The following is a 16,567-nucleotide window of genomic DNA, read 5'->3' on the forward strand; positions in this document are numbered from 1 at the left end:
AACCCGCCCCTATTGAGGGGCGGGAGTGGCGGGAGCAGGCGGCTCGGCACCGGCGGCAGGCGGTGTAGCACCGCTGACCGGAGGCAGACCGCCATTCGAATCCTGGAAATAGCGGAAGAACTCGGATGTGGGTGAAAGCACCATCGTCGTCCCCGTATTATCCAGCGCCGTGCCATAGGCCGTCATCGAGCGATAGAACGCGAAGAAATCCGGATCCTTCGAGAAGACATCGGCGAAGATACGGCTGCGCTCGCCTTCACCCTGACCTCTTGCAATTTCCGATTCCTTACGGGCTTCCGCAATGATTTCGACAACCTGGCGATCGGCGATGGCCTTGATACGCTGGGCCGCTTCACGGCCGCGTGCGCGCAGGCGCTCGGCTTCCGCCAGACGTTCCGCCTTCATGCGGTCGAACGTCTGTTGCGACACTTCCTGCGTCAGGTCCGTCCGGCGAATACGCACGTCGGTGATCTGCAGGCCGAGCGATTCCGCATCGGGACGCAACTGCTCGCGCACTTCGTTCATCATGCCGGCGCGCTCGTCCGACAGCGCAGCCTCAAAGCCACGCAAGCCATAGACACCACGCAACGCTGCATCGAGACGGGTACGCAGCCGGGCTTCGGCCAATGTGACATCGCCCGATACGGTCTGGCGGAACTTGCGCGGATCGGTGATCTGGTAGACGAGGAAAGCATCGACCTCATAGAACTTGCCGCCCGAAACCTGAACACGGATGTTGTCGAGTTCGAAGCTCAGGAGACGATCTTCGATCATCTGGACATTGTCTGCCTCGAGAAAGCCGAACGGCCACTTGAAGTAAATGCCGGGATCGGCCTTCACATCGACAATCTGACCAAACCTCAGGACGATGGCCTGCTGGCCGGCCCTGACGACAAACAGTGACGAATAGGCCAGCAAGGCCATGAACGCGATCAGGCCAACGAGAAGCGGAACACGATTCTGGTTCATGGCTTTGTCCCCTCTGTGGTGGTGGCGGGGGCAGGCTTGGCGGTCAAACCCGGCAGCGGCAGATAAGGTATGACGCCCTGTCCGCTTTGATCAACGATCACCTTGTTCGAATCCTTCAGTACACGCTCCATCGTTTCAAGGAAGAGACGCTTGCGCGTGACTTCCGGTGCCTTGACATATTGATCATAGACAGAGGTAAAGCGTTGCGCCTCACCTTCTGCTTCCTGGACGATACGGTTTTTATAGGCAGCCGCATCTTCTCGGATCTGCGCGCCTTCACCGCGGGCCTGGCCCAGCTTCTGGTTGGAATACTGGTTCGATTCCTCGACGAAACGGTCTTCGTCCTGTTCAGCACGCTGAACTTCGTCGAACGCGTCGGCCACTTCGCGTGGCGGCGCGGCATCTTCGATCGACAGGGCATTGATCGCAATGCCGGCGCCATAATCGTCAAGCGTCTTCTGGATGATGTTGCGCACATCATTGGCAATACCGGCACGGTTATCACGGAAGATATCCTGGGCCGGACTGCGCCCAACGATCTCGCGCATGGCGCTTTCCGAAACCTGCTGCACGAGGTTTTCCGGATTTTCGACATGGAACAGATAGGCGACGGGATCGGAAACGCGATAGAGAACGGAGAACTGAACATCGACGATGTTCTGATCGCCGGAGAGCATCAGGCCCTCCTTGGCGCCGCGGGCACCCTGCCCGCCAATATTCTTCTGCTTTTCAACGATCTCGACCTTCTCATAGGATTCGATCGGCCAGAAATGGAAATGCAGGCCCGGCTCGGCGATATCGGGCTTGGGCTTGCCGAAACGCAGTTCGACGGCCCGTTCGTCAGGCTGGACGGTGTATATCGACTGGAAAAGCCAGAAAGCCACCAGCGCAAGTGCGGCCAGGCCCCAGATCGCCGGGCTGCCACCGGAACCGCCCGGCAGCGCCTGCCGCAAACGATCCTGACCACGGCGGAAGATATCTTCGAGATCGGGAGGGGTCTTGCCTCCGCCTCCCTGCGGCTTTTGACCCCAAGGGCCACCGCCGCCACTATTATTACCGCCGCCACCCCATGGGCCGCCGCCGCCGTTCTGATTACTCCAGGGCATTCCTACCTCTTAATTTGAACGAAAGCGCCACCCGTGGCTTCCTCCCGCTAATCCAACTTCCCGTTTATAGGGATCGCAAGGCACGCTTTCAACGCGTGGCGACGTTTATTCACGCCATAGCGGCCTGCAAACGACGTTTTTCTGCGCTCCGGTGCGCACGTACCAAATGTACGCAGCGCTCCGTTGCTCGAAACCCGCCGTTTTCGCCACGCTAGGGTGTGAATATCGAACAGACCCCAAATCAGCCGCGTTCGTAGATGGCGAACCGCGTTGCATAATTGTCTTTTTCACCCGCCGGAAAATCCTCGCTGGAAACCTCGGTCCATACCTTTGGATCGATCGGGGGGAAAAACACATCGCCTTCGACGTCGGCCAGGATCCAGGTGACATACAGCCTGTCGGCGCGGTTCAACGATTGGCGAAAAATATCGCCGCCGCCGATAATGCAAATCTCGTCGACCTTGTCGGCACCGGCATGGCTTCCCGCAATCATCAGCGCCTGATCAATGGACCGGGCGGCGATAGCACCTTCAACGGAAAAGGCGGGGTCCCGGGTGATGACGATGTTGGTCCGGCCGGGCAAGGGCCGCCCAAGCGAATCCCATGTCTTGCGCCCCATGATGATGGGCTTGCCCATGGTGGTGGCTTTGAACCGCTTCAGATCCGAGGACAATCGCCACGGTAAGCCATTCTCGCGGCCGATGACGCCGTTTTCGGCAATAGCAACAACAAAACTGATCATGTGGCATCCATCCGTTTCAAACAAACATTTCGCCCGCAAACCTGAACGCGGAATCTACACCGCGATCGGCGCCCTGATGCTCGGCTCGGCGACATAATCTATCAGATGGAAATCGTCATATTTAAAGGCAAACAGATCGGTAACGTCCGGGTTAATCTGCATCGTCGGCAATGGACCGGGCTTGCGCATCAATTGCTGCTTCGCCTGTTCGAAATGATTGGCATAGAGATGGGCGTCGCCGAGCGTGTGAACGAAATCGCCGGGTTTCAACCCGGTGACCTGCGCCACCATCATCGTCAACAGCGCGTAGGAGGCGATGTTGAACGGTACGCCCAGGAAAATGTCCGCCGAACGCTGGTAGAGCTGGCATGAGAGCTTGCCATCGGCCACGTAGAACTGGAACAGGCAATGGCAGGGCGGCAACGCCATCTCATCGACCAAGGCGGGATTCCACGCCGAGACGATCAAACGTCTTGAATGAGGATTCTTGCGTATCTGATTCAAAAGATTCGAGATCTGGTCGATGTGCCGGCCGTCCGGCGCTGGCCATGAGCGCCATTGCGCACCATAGACAGGGCCGAGGTCGCCATTCTCATCGGCCCACTCGTCCCATATCGTGACGCCGTTTTCCTTAAGATAACCGACGTTCGTGTCGCCCTGCAGAAACCACAAAAGTTCATAAATGATGGATTTCAGATGCAGCTTTTTCGTCGTCAGCATGGGAAAGCCGGCTGCCAGATCGAAACGCATCTGATAGCCGAAAACAGACCGGGTACCGGTGCCGGTGCGGTCGCCGCGGTCAGCCCCCGTATCGAGCACGTGCTGAAGAAGATCGAGATAAGTGCGCATAATTTCTTTTAGCAGATTCGGCTGACTAAACACTTAAACTTGTGCGTGATCCACAGACCTGCAAGGGCAAAATCCACGCGCGCAATGAAAAATCCCCGGTGATTCGCCGGGGATGATTCGGATTTGCCGGTTGAAATGATCAGAGCTTGCCGAGAGCGCCGAGGGCTTTGGCAGTCAGGTAATAAAAGGTGACGCGGCTTTTTGAGCTGTCCGCCTTCATCGCTGCGCAGACGGATTCGATGGCGGCATCGGCCTTGGCGGTGTCTGTCAAACCCAGCTTCTTTTCGACCCAATTGGTGCGGACACGCTTCAATTCGTCCGGATCTGTGCAGGAAACCAGCGAAGAATCCCTGTTGCGCAGAGCAATTCCGAGATGTTTGACGATTTTCGCTACAGTCGCCTCATCGGCAGCCGCATCATAATGACGAACATCCTTTAGATAGTCACTCATCGAAAAACCCCCTGATTGCTAGGCTCAATGCGTGGCATTGCAACCTCTCTGACAATGAGGACATCGCACAAACTGGCAGATGCATGAGGCGATGGCTCTCTAGACACCCCGAAACATTCCCCAGCAACAGTTCCAAGTCAATCCACTCTTTCAATTCGGCTCAACAGCTCCTATATAAGAGCTGCTGGCTTCGGCCAGCTATGGTGATAAACGGTCGATGTAATAAGCTTATTGGACCCGGGGGCGGTACCCGGCGCCTCCACCAGAACGCAGCAGGTCTTGCTGCTTTGTGGCGGGGGCGAAATAGGATCGACAAGAGTATAAAGATCGAACTTTTGCCCGGCATTGTACCACCGTTATCGGGCTAACCTAGTAGTTGCAAACGACAACTATGCGGAAGCACGTCTCGCCGCTTAATGCGGTGCGATAGCTTCAAATCAAGTCCTAGGGGTTCGCACTTCTAGGCGGGGTTCGGAGGCACCTGGCAACAGAAGCCTTCACTTCTCTCCCTGCCCCTGCATTTCCCCTTCTCCTCGCCCTTTCCCTGCGCGGCTCGTGCAAGGCTTGACGCGCGCTTTATCAAGGCGTATAAAACCATGTAGTTAAATAACCGAATGGTTCAGCACAACATGGCAACCGATCGTCTCGATACCATCTTCTCGGCACTGGCGGACCCGACACGCAGGGCAATCCTGGCACGTCTGGCGCTGGGCACGACCTCGGTGACGGAACTCGCCGAACCGTTTCGCATGTCCGGACCAGCCGTATCGAAGCATCTCAAGGTGCTCGAACGTGCCGGGCTCATCATTCGCGGCCGCGAGGCGCAATGGCGGCCATGCAGTCTCGATGCGGCACCCCTCAAGGAAGTGAGGGACTGGCTCGAACATTACCGGCGCTTCTGGGAAACCAGTTTCGACCGGCTGGAAGAATATCTGCAGGAGGTTCAGACAAATGGAGATAACGATGGCCCAGACCAACGTTGAAATGAACGCATCAGCCGGTCGCGTTCTGACCATAACACGCATTTTCAACGCGCCGCCCGCGCTGGTTTTCGATGCGTTCTCCGATCCAAAACGCATGTTGCAATGGCTTGGCCCCCGCGATTATCCGGCAAGCTACGTTGAAGCGGACTTGCGGGTTGGCGGCAAATGGCGCGCCTGCCTGGATAGCCAAGCAAGCGGCGAGAAGTTGTGGCATGGCGGCGTCTATCGCAAGATCGTGCCGGGCAAGCGCCTCTCTTACACGTTTGCCTGGGATCAGGAGAACGGCACGCCAGGCCTCGAAACGCTCGTCGACATCAATTTCGAAGGCCAGAATGGCAAGACACTGATGACATTCCAACAGAGCGAATTCGATACGCCTGAAGATTGCGACGGTCACCGGGAGGGCTGGAACAGTACGTTCGATCGGCTGGAAGAGTTGCTCGCGCAGGAATGACCTGAATTCCGATGAAACATTCGACATGAAAAAGGCCCGGACATCGTTCCGGGCCTTACTCTCGCGTCTGATGGAAGGTCAGAGATCTTATTCTGCGGCGGCCTCCGCCTCGACGACGCGGCGGCGAGCGATCGTTGTCTGCGTGACGATCAATGCACTGACGGCACAAAGGGCAATGCCTGCCGCCATCGGCAAGGCGGTGCCATCAAAGAACGCGCCGGCAATGCCCATGGCGACAGCGGCGGTAACGAACTGCAACGTCCCCATAAGTGCCGACGCCGTGCCTGCGATTTCGCCATGGTCTTCAAGCGCAAGCACACCGGTTGTCGGAAGGACAAGCCCGAGGAAGCCATAGCCGATGAAGAGGAAGGTCGCCATGACCGGCAGCTGATTGAAGCCAAGGCTCATGACGACGACCATGGCGATCATGGCCAGCGAAAAGCCTGTCACCGCGTTGCGCATCACACGCACGAGGCCGTAGCGAGCTCCGAGCCAACCCGTCAGCTGCGAGACAGCAAAGAACGATACCGCGTTGATCGAGAAGGCAAAACTGTATTGTGTCGGCGTCAATCCGTAATGGTTGATCAGCACGAAGGGTGAGTTGGCCAGATAGACGAGAAAGCTGGACAGGCCAAGGCCACCGATGAAGGTGAGCGTGAGAAAGTTGCCATCCTTGAACAACAGGCGATAAGCCGCCATGGCGCTGCCGAAACCGCTTTCCGCCCGGGCGTCCTTGGTCCGCGTTTCTGTCAACTGCGTCGACAGGAGGATCAGCCCGAGAAACGCGGCGATCATCACGGCCCAGAAGACGCCGCGCCAGCCAAACAGGACGATAACGGCACTGCCCGTCAGCGGGGCAAGGATTGGCGAGATGCTGAAAACGAGCATCAGCAGCGACATCAGCCGTGCCGCCTGCACGCCTGTATGCATGTCGCGGACGATAGCCCGGGGAATAACCATACCGGCGGCACCGCCGATACCCTGCAGAAAGCGGAATGCGATCAAGGTCTCGACATCGCTGGCCAGCGCACAACCGATGCTCGCAAGGGCGAACAAACCGATGCCCATATAAAGCGGTGCCTTGCGGCCCCACATATCGGAGATGGGTCCGTAGAAGAGCTGGGCGACCGCAAATGGAATGAAGAAGGCCAACAAGCTCATCTGAACAGCATTATTTCCTGCGCCGAGGTCCTGTCCGATGGAAGGCATCGCGGGAAGATACATGTCGATCGCAAAGGGACCGATGGCTGTCAGAAGGCCAAGGATGAGGGCACTACGAAAGAAGGAGCTCGTCATGATGGTGATCTTTCAGAAACCGAGGCGCAAAAACCGGATTGTCTTCGCGCCACTTAGGTCGTGAACTCGGGAGGGTTCGAACTGATTCTCGGGGGCCGATATGGTGCGCGGGCTTGGGAGGATAGCGCATCAACAGGGCAAAAAAGCTGTGTCAACAAATATGGACACCGCTGTCAAACTAGACACTATTGTCTAAAACGTCAAGACGCATTATCTTTCGCCGATGAAAAATCGCAACGAACCAAGAGCCGGAACGGGCCATACACAGCGCGGTCAATGCGCAAAACGCATTTCCATATTGGATTCTGCAGCTCAGGTGTTTTGTCGCAAAGGTTTTTCAGGAGCGAGTATCGACGAAATTGCCGTAGAGGCGTGCGTTTCCCGTCAGACCATATACAACCACTACCGCGAAAAGGAAACTCTGTTCACGGCGGTTGTCGAGGATGTCATGGACCGTGCCAACGCCATGCTGTTTTCGATATTATCCACCTTTCCAGACAAGACGGACCATCTTGAGGATGATCTGACAGCCTTTGCCGTTCGTCTCACGAAAAATTGCCTGTGCAATCAGGATGGCAAATTTCTGCGCAAGCTTGTGCAGTCCGAGGGCGAGCGTTATCCGCACCTCTTTGAAACATGGCGCCAGCATGGCCCCGGCAAGATCGGCACGGCTCTGGGCGCTCTTTTTGCACGCCTCAGCCACAAAGGCCTGCTACGGATCGACGATTTCGACCTTGCTGCCCGCCAGTTTCTGGCCTTGGTCAACGCTGATCTGCAAATGATCACGCTGTTGGGCGGCACGCCGACTGACGAAGAACTTGAAAGTGCTGCGCGCAACGCGGTACGGACGTTCATCCGCGCCTATGCAGGGCCCGCAAGTGAAGCGGCTCCGCGAACGCCTGCTCTCGCTGTCGTCAGCTGATACTTGCTGAAGTTGATATTTTCATCTTAAAATTCGCCGCAAACGACGGTTAAATTGTATTTTACGTTCGTCAATTTTCCTGACGAGCGTTAAATTGTTTTGTGCGGCAGACAAGCGGTCGCAATTCCGCTAGCCATGCGCCATAATGGTTGAATGATGATAGCCATCTCCGCTTGACAGGGAGGGGTGACTCCATGGGATAAGAGTGCATGCCACAAGATATGATCCGCTACGATATACTTGCCCAGGAAGCGCTTCGCGGCGTTATTCGTAAGGTGCTTGGCGAAGTCGCCAAGGCGGGTCTTCCCGGCAACCATCATTTCTTTGTCACTTTTCTAACCGGTGCGGCAGGTGTTCGCATATCGTCGCGTCTGCACGAAAAATATCCGGAACAAATGACAATTGTGCTGCAACATCAGTTCTGGGACCTGCAGGTGACCGACGTCCTTTTCGAAGTCGGGCTTTCCTTTGGCGATGTACCCGAACGTTTGGTCGTCCCCTTCTCGGCGATTCGCGGCTTCTACGACCCGTCAGTCAATTTCGAACTGGAATTTGATGTCGAGGTGGAAGAAACCGTTGGCGACAATGATCAGGGTATAACCAGCATTGCTCCCGTGCCGCAGAGCGACAAGCCCAAGCTTGCAACGCCGAGCACCAAGCCGAAGCCGCCGGTGAAAACGGTGAAGAAGCCGGTCAAGGCCGGCGACAAATCGGATACCGAGGAGACCGGAGACAAAGCCACCGCGTCCGTGGTGTCGCTGGATTCTTTCCGCAAGAAGAAATAGCCTGGCTATGGCCGAGATCGTCAATCTTCGACTGATCAAGAAGCGCAAAGCGAAGGAGGCTGCTGAGAAGACCGCAGCCGAAAACCGGGTCCTGTTCGGACGGACCAAGACTGAGAAGCAATTTGACCGGGAAGCCAATCGCAAGAAGGCACGCTTTCTTGACGACCGTCGTCTTGAAACAAAACCATCCTTCACAGACGACGATGCGGACAGCAAGTGAGCGGTGTCCGCAAACGTTCGGTCACCATACGTGGACACCGCACGAGCTTTTCGCTCGAAGACCCCTTCTACGACATCATGATTTCGATCGCGACTAGCCGCGGCATGACAGTTGCGGGCTTGATTGCCGAAATCGACGAAAGCCGTGATCGCAACTCCAACCTGTCATCGGCACTACGCATCTATGTGCTGGACTGGGTGAGGAACGACACCAGTAGAGCCGTTCATCGTTAGCTGGAAACAGGGCCAAATTCCCTCGACCTTGAACCAAATTCCCTCCAGCAGAACGCTTCCGTCTAGCCATGAAAGGCTCTAATCGGCGATAGCCAACTGTTTTGACTCATCAATCGCCTGCGGAAAAAAATTCTCCAGCCCTGTCGGAACGGCACACCTTCGTTCGTCTTATAAACAGTGCAAACCGCTATGAAAGGGAAAAGCGATGCCTGCCAAACAAAAAATTACCCCCTGCCTTTGGTTCAATGGAAATGCCGAGGAGGCAATGGATTTTTATATGTCCATTTTCGAGGACAGCAAGATTCTCACCAAGATGAACTGGGGCAAAGAGGGTGGATCCAAGGAAGGTTCCCTGCTCGTCGCCACTTTCCAGCTTGCAGGCCAGGAGTATATCGCTTTGAACGGCGGGCCAGAATTCCAGTTTTCCGAGGGTATTTCGCTATCCATTGACTGCAGCACCCAAGAGGAAGTGGATAGACTGACCGAAAAACTGACGGCCGATGGCGGGCAAATTCGCCCCTGCAGCTGGGTCAAGGACAAATTTGGCCTGTCATGGCAGATCGTTCCAACCATTCTTCCCGAAATGCTGCGCGACAAGGACCAAGCGAAAGCAGACCGTGTCATGGCAGCGATGATGAAGATGTATAAAATCGACATCCAGAAGATCAAGGACGCATATAACGGCGTCAGTGACTAATGGCGTTATTGAATCTTGGGGTCCAGGGACTTGGGCTCGAGCGTTTTCAGGAACTCATCGACTGACTGCTTGTCGAGCGCACCAGTGCCCTGCGGCGCTGCTGCAGCGCCGCCCGGTCCGGGTGGCGTTTGCGGCTGTGGCGCGGCCGGGGCTGGTGCCGGTTGCGATTGTTCGATCGCCTTTTGAGCCGCCTCCTCGGCCGCACGTCTTTCTGCCAAAGCCCGCTGCTCTGCGGCGAGCCTCGCAGCTTCGGCGCGTTCAGCAGCTGCACGTGCTTCCTGCTCGGCCTTGAGGCGGGCTTCTTCGGCAAGCCGCACACGCTCATCCGCGCGGGCCTGATAGAGTTGCACCTCGCGGCGCAGACGCTGCTTTTCGACAAGCGCGGCCTGCATTGTTTCCACGCGCTGTTGTTCGCGCTCCAAGGCGCGCTGGGTCAGGAACTGTTCAAGCGGCTGCCGGTTCAAAGCCAATTTTGGATTGTTCAGTGGACCGGCCAGACTGAACTCGACAAGCGGGTCGGCTCCAGCAACCTCGGCCTTGCCCGGATCGAAGGTAAAACGCCCTTGCGATGCAATACTCATGTCGGAAAAATTGAGCCGCAGATCAGCGGCCAGCGTTGCGGCCTCGCTTTGAAGCTGGAATGTCGAGGTCCGCGCCATGCCGCCGGCAATCGTGAAGGCAAATTCCGCAGCGCCGGCATTGAACGTGCCCTCATGCAAATATTTGCCAATCGTTGCCGTCACGGCGGCGGCGGCGACCGGTCCCTCCATCGCGTCCGCCGCCTGAAGGATCGGCTTCAGCGCACCAGGATTGATCGCGTTGATCGCAAGATCCGCAACCGAGACCACGCCTGAGCCGGCGACAGATTCCATCATCTCGGCAATCGAGGTCCCCGTCGCATTGACAGAGGCCGATATTTTCGCCTTGCCCTTCAGCGGCGTCTGGTCTTCGTCGGGCTTGTAGAGCGCCTCGAGAGCCGTCTGGTCGAGTGTAAACTGTCCGGTTGCAAGACCTGTACCGCTGGTATTGCGCAACTCGAACATACCATGGACCTGGCCCCCGAGCAGATCACCTTTTACATCGTCGAGACGAAGCGAGCCGTCTTTCAGGGTAGCAATCGCCTGGAATTTACCCATCGTGCCAAGAATGCCGGCAGGAGCTTCCGCGGCATTGATTTTCACGTTGAAATTTACCGGAAAAAGCGGTGCGGCCGCGAAGTTCTCCGTCGGCCAAACATTGCGACCATCAGTCCCGAGTGCGTTCGTGCCAAGCATGAATTGCGCTAGTGACGGAAGATCGAGCTGTGCGAGCGTCAGATCGCCTTGCGCCGCCGGTATGCCGTTCTCGGCATCGAAGCCCAGTCGGCCAGCGATCTTCCTGCCGCTCACTTCGCCGTTCAAATCCGGCAAGGTCAGCTTACCCTTCGAAAGCTGGAAACTGCTTGCGATGTCCACCGCCATGCCATTGCCAAAGCCGGGCAATGAGTAGCCGGCCGTTGCGATATAGGGTTCGAGATCCGCCGCCTTGATCGAGGCACGGCCCTCGCCGCTCAGCTCGCCGCCGACGTCCCGAAAACTGCCATCGACAAGCGCCTGTCCATCGGAGGACTTCAGCGAAAGCTGTGTCTGGAGGCCATCCCTTTCATTGCCTTTCAGCGCCAGGTCGGCCTCAAGTTCGCCCGCCATGCCGAGTGGCAGCGCCGGGAGCCCTATCAAGGCCATCAGCGTCTCCGCCTGTGCGCTGCGCGCATCCATCGTCAGCTCGAGCGAGCGCAACTTGTCGGCGTTTTCCGTGGTCGTGCCGGAGAGGGTCACGTCCATCCCCCCGGTTTTTCCGGCCGCGCTCAAAGAGAACTCGGATCCGCCTTTGCCATGCAAAGTGTTTGCAATGACATTGAGATTGGTCTCCTCGAAGAGACCTGGAAACCGGGCGGCATTTTCGCTCAACGTCCTGATGAAGGGGAAATCCGGAAACCTCTCGGTCATCGCCGTAACAAATGGGGCGAGATTGTCGGAGAGAATGGTGGAATCGAGCGAGCCTGAAGGTTCGGCCTTGAAGGGTGCAAGCTTGCCGGTCGCGGTTATGGTGGTGCCTGCAACATCACCGATCGTCAGCCTATCGATATCGAAAACGCCATCGCGCAGGCGGAAAGCCGTGTCCAGAGTTTCCGCGACCAGCCGGTCATGTGTGACAGGTCCCGCCTTCAGATGCACATCGAGATCCTGGCCGCGCAACTGGGGAGAACCGTTTGCAGATGGCGTTCCAGTATTGCCGAAGATCGCCGCGAAAGCCTCCAGCGCATCGGCATCGAGCGCCCCGCCCTCGAGCGTCAGCTGCGTCAGCGGCAGTGATTCGCCTTTCGCGCTGCGTACCAGCGAGCCTTTGAGCGATGCGCCGCCAAGCGCCAATTCGAGATTGTCGACCTTCTGCAACTCGTCATGCAGGCTGACATCGCCGGAAAAGCCGGCTCCGGGCAAACGCCGGATCGACTCGTCAACGGAATCCGTCAGCCATGCGGCGAGTCCCGAGGGCTGACGAGAAGCGATCAGCAGCCGACCGTCGAAGCCAAAATCGTCCCCGACATGCAACGTACCCTGCGCTTCGAACTGGGTTCGCCCCGGCAGCTCCGCCTTGACCTGATTGATCTGCCAAGCCCCGTTCGACGGCGCTGCGTCGATCGTCACCGAACGGATCGTCGTATCGCCTGCGACGATCGCAGGAAGTTTGAGGTCGATCGTGCCGGGAACGGTCGGTATGGGCAGTTGGTCCACCAGACGCCGGAACACACCCAACCGTTCAGATGCGGTGGCCGGCTTAGGTGTCGTGCCTTTGGCCTGTTCATTCTGGTTGGCAAACGTGACCTGCTGTCCGTCCGCCTTGATTTCAAAATGCGGATCATTGCCGTAATCGAAGAGCGCGTTGCCGTTGACTATGTAGGGATCGTCGACGGTCCCCTGCTCCATGCGAAATTCGGGGATGTTGATCTTGGCGTGATCGGCTTCAAAACGCCCGGTGACGCGAACGCTGGAAAGCAAGGGCCTTTCGGTTTTCCCGGCAGACTTGGAACCGTCGGCAGCAGGCACCTCGTCAGCCGAACGAATGTCGATATTGCCGGCATATTTCAGCACACCTTCATTCACGGTCAATTCGCCGTCGGTCTCGAAAGCCGCCGGAATGCGGTCCGGGGAAACGCGTGCATGAACATTCAGCGTGCCATCGGACTTCACAGCCCCCGTCGAAGCCGAAACAGCCGTCTTGGCCCCGTTGAAAAACAGCGTGCCATCAAATTTCCAGGGCCCGGAAAGGTCCGTAGCCGACAATGACGCGTTGAGGTTTCCGATCGTCCGGGTGGTTCCCGTCGAGGCATCGCGAATGACCACCGAGCCATCCGTAATGCGCATGTCCTCCAGCCTGACCTGCGCCGAATGGAAAGGCGCGCGCGGACGGATCGCCCAGTCGATGACGCCATTCTCGTCGATGGCCACCTTTGCCGTCGGCTTCTCGATCCGCATGTCGAAGATCAGGATTTCGCCGCGTACGAATGGCGCAAGCTCGGCATCCATCGAAAACTTCTCGATCGTCATCACCGGTTCGGAACCCGGATCACCGACCTTGACGTCGGAAAATGTCACAGACGGGAACGGTAGTAGTCGCGCGCTGGCGCTGCCTGCAACTGTCACCGGGCGCCCGAGCAGCGCCGAAGCCTCACGCTCGAATGAGGACCGGTAACCGGCCCAATCGACAAAGTAAGGCACGACCAGCGCCGCAGTCAGCACCAGTACCAGTAATCCGCCGATAAATACGAACAGGCGTGCCAGTGTCCTACTCCGATCGATACGTGCCGGGCACCATAAGCACCAGTTTTTGGCGGCGGCAAGACATGACAGTCTTTCTGGTCAATTTGCAACGCTCACACAATGGTTTAGCGCCAGGAATCAATTCGTTAGCCTAAAGGCGTAAGATCTTGCCGGGATTCATAATATTATCCGGATCGATTGCGCGCTTGATCGCTTCCATCACATCGACAGCACCGCCGAGCTCTGCCCGAAGGAACTTGATCTTGCCCTGGCCGATGCCATGTTCGCCCGTGCAGGTTCCATCCATCGCAATCGCCCTCAAGTTGAGGCGCTCGACAAATGCCTCAACCTTCTGGATCTCGGCCGGGTCTTTCTCGTCGAAAAGCACGAGCACATGGAAGTTTCCATCACCGGCGTGACCGACGATCGGCGCGATCAGCCCGCTCTCCTCGATATCCTTCTCGGTCTCGACGATGCATTCCGCCAGGCGTGAAATCGGCACGCACACGTCGGTCGAAAGCGACTGCTTTCCAGGCGCGAGCGTCATGCAGGCGAAATAGGAATTGTGACGCGCCGACCAGAGCTTCTCCCGCTCTTCTGCATTGGCTGTCCATTTGAATTCACCGCCGCCATTGGCAGCGGCAATTTCACCGAAGAGTTCTGCCTGCTCGGCCACGCTCGTTTCACTGCCGTGGAACTCGAGAAAGAGATAGGGCGCAGGCTCGTAATCCAGCTTGGAATAGGCGATCATCGCCTGCATTTCGAGCTGATTGACCAGTTCGATACGCGCTACCGGGATACCCATCTGAATGGTTTCGATCACCGCGTTGCAAGCGCTTTCAAGATCTGGAAAAGCACATATGCCGCCGGAAATCGCTTGCGGAATGCCGTAAAGCTTCAGCGTCAATTCCGTGATGATACCAAGTGTGCCCTCCGAACCGACGAGGAGACGCGTCAGGTCATAGCCTGCCGATGTTTTCTTCACCCGCTTCGACGTCGTGATCAAGCGTCCGTCCGGCATCACTGCCTTCAGTGCCAGCACGTTCTCGCGCATCGTGCCATAGCGCACGGCATTGGTGCCCGAAGCGCGCGTTGCCGCCATGCCACCGAGACTGGCGTTCGCTCCCGGATCGATGGGGAAGAACAAACCCGTGTCGCGCAGATATTCGTTGAGCTGCTTGCGCGTGACACCCGGTTCTATAACGACATTCAGATCTTCGCTGTACACCTTGAGAATGCGATTCATACGCGAAAGATCAATGGAAATGCCGCCGGCCGGCGCGTTGACATGACCTTCAAGGGAAGTGCCCGTTCCAAACGCGATCACCGGAACGCCCCATTCACTGCACAGACGCACTATTTCCTGAACATCCTCGGCGGACTCAACGAAAACGACCAGATCCGGTGCCTGATTGGGCACGTAACTCGTCGTATGCGCGTGCTGTTCGCGAATGGATTTGCCCGACTGCGCATTATCGCCGAAGCGCTTCTTCAGAATAGAAACGACCGTCGCGATACCGTTTTCGTTGCGTAGCAAAGCGCCCGCATCTGCCAATGCCATTCCAGTTCCACCCTTCAATATACGTCTTCCACGCGTGCATTTTCGGGGAATGCACACGACTTGTCCAGTTGTAACTCTGTGTGATTACCGTGACGACTTCCCGCAGGCGAAAAGGCGGGATCTAATTGTCGTCGTCGTCATCCTCATCATCGTCTTCGCCCGGCTGCCAATCCGTGACGGGGATGAAGCGCTCCTGCTCGCCAGTCTTTTCGAACACACTGCCAACCGGAGCGTCCAGAAGCGGAATGATACTGGGATCGTAATTAGCGATGGTATTGACTTCGAAGATGCCGCTGTTGTCCGGGTCTTCCATATAGTCGTCGCTCTCGAAACCGGAGAGAAACCGCCAACCGCTATCCATCTCGTTATCGGGATCCTCGCGGTACATGAAGCGCACCGGATAACCATCGATCGTGATCGTATCCGTCGCGATGCAACCGCCATAGTTGCGGATCAATGGCCGTATCTCGTTCTTGGTGAGTCGGTAGCTTTTCTCCATAGCCAATTTTAGTTGATCGTCAGGGATTTGGCTAGTTTTCGAAAACGATCGGAAAACTTGTCCTTCTCGCTGCTGCGAACGATGAGGATGGCGCGCACGTAACGGCTTGTTTCAAAACGAGCAATTTGCGCGACGTACAGAGCATCTCCGCTGGCAGCATCCTTGGCACTCCCGTCGATCTCGACCCATTCGGCGCCATTTTCTTCAGAGCTCGTCTCGTTGTCCGATTGGACATCCTTAATGCCGGTCAATGAGGCGAATGCCTGCTTGGCAAAGGACATCCGCGCCGGCGCTTCCGGTGCGGTATTGAGATTGGACGCAATGATGATGATGGGCTGCATCGAGTTTGCGGCAACATCATTCGGACCCTCGGTCAGAAGAAGAGTTGCCCCGGCTATCACGCGCACCGGGCGAAACCCGGCCGTATCGGACACCTTGAACGGCAAGGCAGCGACCTGCTCGTCAAGGCTTGGCGGGGTGCGGATCGTGATGGTGCGCAGGGCGGTCTCGACATCCGCATCGGACAAACCTCCCTGGACGCCCTCGGGTATCTGTACCGTCACCATGGCAGTTGTCGTCTTGGCGCCGACCAGGACCACCCACTTCCGGTATTTGATCCCGGCCGCGACCTGGCTGCCGCGAATAAGTTTTGAGACGACGGCGCCGTCGACCGGCCAATCTTCCGGTTGGCCAGCCTCGATCCCGGTCGCGCGCAGACCATCGGGATTGAATTTTGCCGCGAGCTCCGCATAGGCGTCCACCGGAAGCTCCGTCAGAACGATCGATGTACCCTTGGCGGCATCTTCGAACCCGCTGAAATTGGTAGACAGGACCAGACCGGGAGGCGGCACGAGCCCGACACCGGAACCGCCGGGAAAAACCCGCTCTTGTGCAAGGCCCAGCTGGACGCTTGCCAGCAAAAAAAGCGCAACGCTTAAAGCGAGGGTAACAATTCGCATAGGGTCATTCCTTCTTTCAATGAGAGAAGTAATGGCCTTAGAAC

Annotated in this window: 17 protein-coding genes and 1 other RNA gene; 8 read left to right on the forward strand and 10 right to left on the reverse strand. The window is 57.2% G+C overall.

Translation table 11 applies throughout. From position 1 onward, the window contains the following. Window positions 1-9: 9 nt before the first annotated feature. From hflC to J2X72_RS08495, 5 genes are all read right to left on the reverse strand, one after another. Complete coding sequence (hflC, locus tag J2X72_RS08475; RefSeq protein ID WP_210000540.1) at window positions 10-969, reverse strand: protease modulator HflC; 960 nt, start codon at window positions 967-969, stop codon at window positions 10-12. Beyond that, window positions 966-2,075 (reverse strand): FtsH protease activity modulator HflK, encoded by a 1,110-nt coding sequence (hflK, locus tag J2X72_RS08480; RefSeq protein WP_210000537.1) that lies wholly within the window; start codon window positions 2,073-2,075, stop codon window positions 966-968. Before hflK ends, hflC begins: the two co-directional genes overlap by 4 nt. A 241-nt stretch (window positions 2,076-2,316) precedes the next feature. After that, window positions 2,317-2,817: a dihydrofolate reductase gene (locus tag J2X72_RS08485; RefSeq protein ID WP_210000535.1), complete on the reverse strand. Its 501-nt coding sequence runs from the start codon at window positions 2,815-2,817 to the stop codon at window positions 2,317-2,319. Window positions 2,818-2,871: 54 nt separating this feature from the next. Then, window positions 2,872-3,666, reverse strand: a complete 795-nt coding sequence (locus J2X72_RS08490; protein ID WP_310070686.1) for a thymidylate synthase — start codon at window positions 3,664-3,666, stop codon at window positions 2,872-2,874. A 139-nt stretch (window positions 3,667-3,805) separates the two neighbouring features. After that, window positions 3,806-4,117 (reverse strand): DUF2853 family protein, encoded by a 312-nt coding sequence (locus tag J2X72_RS08495; protein ID WP_210000530.1) that lies wholly within the window; start codon window positions 4,115-4,117, stop codon window positions 3,806-3,808. Between the two features lie 144 nt (window positions 4,118-4,261). Between J2X72_RS08495 and ssrA the strand changes: the two genes are divergently transcribed. From ssrA to J2X72_RS08510, 3 genes are all read left to right on the forward strand, one after another. After that, window positions 4,262-4,619: a transfer-messenger RNA gene (gene ssrA, locus J2X72_RS08500) on the forward strand. A 127-nt stretch (window positions 4,620-4,746) separates the two neighbouring features. After that, the gene (locus tag J2X72_RS08505; protein ID WP_310070689.1) at window positions 4,747-5,100 is read left to right on the forward strand and encodes a metalloregulator ArsR/SmtB family transcription factor; all 354 of its coding nucleotides are present in this window, start codon (window positions 4,747-4,749) and stop codon (window positions 5,098-5,100) included. Continuing rightward, window positions 5,081-5,554: an SRPBCC domain-containing protein gene (locus J2X72_RS08510; protein WP_310070693.1), complete on the forward strand. Its 474-nt coding sequence runs from the start codon at window positions 5,081-5,083 to the stop codon at window positions 5,552-5,554. Before J2X72_RS08505 ends, J2X72_RS08510 begins: the two co-directional genes overlap by 20 nt. An 87-nt stretch (window positions 5,555-5,641) precedes the next feature. Here the strand turns inward: J2X72_RS08510 and J2X72_RS08515 are convergent, their stop codons facing one another. Further along, complete coding sequence (locus J2X72_RS08515; RefSeq protein ID WP_310070694.1) at window positions 5,642-6,850, reverse strand: multidrug effflux MFS transporter; 1,209 nt, start codon at window positions 6,848-6,850, stop codon at window positions 5,642-5,644. A 223-nt stretch (window positions 6,851-7,073) separates the two neighbouring features. On the opposite strand from J2X72_RS08515, the gene J2X72_RS08520 reads away from it, so the two are divergent. The 5 genes from J2X72_RS08520 to J2X72_RS08540 all read left to right on the forward strand — a co-directional run bounded on the left by J2X72_RS08520 (window position 7,074) and on the right by J2X72_RS08540 (window position 9,707). Further along, window positions 7,074-7,772: a TetR/AcrR family transcriptional regulator gene (locus J2X72_RS08520; protein ID WP_210000522.1), complete on the forward strand. Its 699-nt coding sequence runs from the start codon at window positions 7,074-7,076 to the stop codon at window positions 7,770-7,772. 209 nt (window positions 7,773-7,981) lie between these two features. After that, window positions 7,982-8,557 (forward strand): SspB family protein, encoded by a 576-nt coding sequence (locus J2X72_RS08525; protein WP_310070696.1) that lies wholly within the window; start codon window positions 7,982-7,984, stop codon window positions 8,555-8,557. A 7-nt stretch (window positions 8,558-8,564) separates the two neighbouring features. Further along, a complete protein-coding gene (locus J2X72_RS08530) occupies window positions 8,565-8,777 on the forward strand; it encodes a DUF4169 family protein (protein ID WP_210000506.1) in 213 nt (70 codons plus the stop codon). Further along, window positions 8,774-9,010, forward strand: a complete 237-nt coding sequence (locus tag J2X72_RS08535; protein WP_310070699.1) for a ribbon-helix-helix domain-containing protein — start codon at window positions 8,774-8,776, stop codon at window positions 9,008-9,010. The genes J2X72_RS08530 and J2X72_RS08535 overlap by 4 nt, the downstream gene beginning before the upstream one ends. A 205-nt stretch (window positions 9,011-9,215) precedes the next feature. Beyond that, window positions 9,216-9,707: a VOC family protein gene (locus tag J2X72_RS08540; RefSeq protein ID WP_210000501.1), complete on the forward strand. Its 492-nt coding sequence runs from the start codon at window positions 9,216-9,218 to the stop codon at window positions 9,705-9,707. 5 nt (window positions 9,708-9,712) lie between these two features. On the opposite strand, the gene J2X72_RS08545 is transcribed toward J2X72_RS08540, so the two are convergent. The 4 genes from J2X72_RS08545 to J2X72_RS08560 form a co-directional block, all read right to left on the reverse strand. Further along, on the reverse strand, window positions 9,713-13,594 hold the full coding sequence (locus J2X72_RS08545) for an AsmA family protein (protein ID WP_310071054.1): 3,882 nt from the start codon (window positions 13,592-13,594) through the stop codon (window positions 9,713-9,715). Between the two features lie 61 nt (window positions 13,595-13,655). Continuing rightward, window positions 13,656-15,065, reverse strand: coding sequence for an FAD-binding oxidoreductase (locus J2X72_RS08550; protein WP_210000494.1), 1,410 nt, complete (start codon window positions 15,063-15,065; stop codon window positions 13,656-13,658). 121 nt (window positions 15,066-15,186) lie between these two features. Then, the gene (locus tag J2X72_RS08555; RefSeq protein ID WP_210000491.1) at window positions 15,187-15,564 is read right to left on the reverse strand and encodes a DUF2185 domain-containing protein; all 378 of its coding nucleotides are present in this window, start codon (window positions 15,562-15,564) and stop codon (window positions 15,187-15,189) included. Window positions 15,565-15,572: 8 nt separating this feature from the next. Further along, window positions 15,573-16,523 carry a hypothetical protein gene (locus tag J2X72_RS08560; protein ID WP_310070710.1) on the reverse strand — a complete coding sequence of 317 codons (951 nt, stop codon included), beginning with the start codon at window positions 16,521-16,523 and terminating at the stop codon, window positions 15,573-15,575. Window positions 16,524-16,567 lie beyond the last annotated feature (44 nt).

Source organism: Phyllobacterium sp. 1468, from assembly GCF_031455525.1.
Taxonomy (GTDB): Bacteria; Pseudomonadota; Alphaproteobacteria; order Rhizobiales; family Rhizobiaceae; genus Phyllobacterium.

Bases quoted from the DNA above. Each gene is read 5' to 3' on its own strand.
- J2X72_RS08525 (WP_310070696.1), top strand. From the start codon at position 7,982: ATGCCACAAGATATGATCCGCTACGATATACTTGCCCAGGAAGCGCTT.
- hflC (WP_210000540.1), bottom strand. From the start codon at position 969: ATGAACCAGAATCGTGTTCCGCTTCTCGTTGGCCTGATCGCGTTCATG.
- J2X72_RS08515 (WP_310070694.1), bottom strand. From the start codon at position 6,850: ATGACGAGCTCCTTCTTTCGTAGTGCCCTCATCCTTGGCCTTCTGACA.
- J2X72_RS08505 (WP_310070689.1), top strand. From the start codon at position 4,747: ATGGCAACCGATCGTCTCGATACCATCTTCTCGGCACTGGCGGACCCG.
- hflK (WP_210000537.1), bottom strand. From the start codon at position 2,075: ATGCCCTGGAGTAATCAGAACGGCGGCGGCGGCCCATGGGGTGGCGGC.
- J2X72_RS08560 (WP_310070710.1), bottom strand. From the start codon at position 16,523: ATGCGAATTGTTACCCTCGCTTTAAGCGTTGCGCTTTTTTTGCTGGCA.
- J2X72_RS08485 (WP_210000535.1), bottom strand. From the start codon at position 2,817: ATGATCAGTTTTGTTGTTGCTATTGCCGAAAACGGCGTCATCGGCCGC.
- J2X72_RS08555 (WP_210000491.1), bottom strand. From the start codon at position 15,564: ATGGAGAAAAGCTACCGACTCACCAAGAACGAGATACGGCCATTGATC.
- J2X72_RS08530 (WP_210000506.1), top strand. From the start codon at position 8,565: ATGGCCGAGATCGTCAATCTTCGACTGATCAAGAAGCGCAAAGCGAAG.
- J2X72_RS08540 (WP_210000501.1), top strand. From the start codon at position 9,216: ATGCCTGCCAAACAAAAAATTACCCCCTGCCTTTGGTTCAATGGAAAT.
- J2X72_RS08520 (WP_210000522.1), top strand. From the start codon at position 7,074: ATGAAAAATCGCAACGAACCAAGAGCCGGAACGGGCCATACACAGCGC.
- J2X72_RS08490 (WP_310070686.1), bottom strand. From the start codon at position 3,666: ATGCGCACTTATCTCGATCTTCTTCAGCACGTGCTCGATACGGGGGCT.
- J2X72_RS08510 (WP_310070693.1), top strand. From the start codon at position 5,081: ATGGCCCAGACCAACGTTGAAATGAACGCATCAGCCGGTCGCGTTCTG.
- J2X72_RS08550 (WP_210000494.1), bottom strand. From the start codon at position 15,065: ATGGCATTGGCAGATGCGGGCGCTTTGCTACGCAACGAAAACGGTATC.
- J2X72_RS08495 (WP_210000530.1), bottom strand. From the start codon at position 4,117: ATGAGTGACTATCTAAAGGATGTTCGTCATTATGATGCGGCTGCCGAT.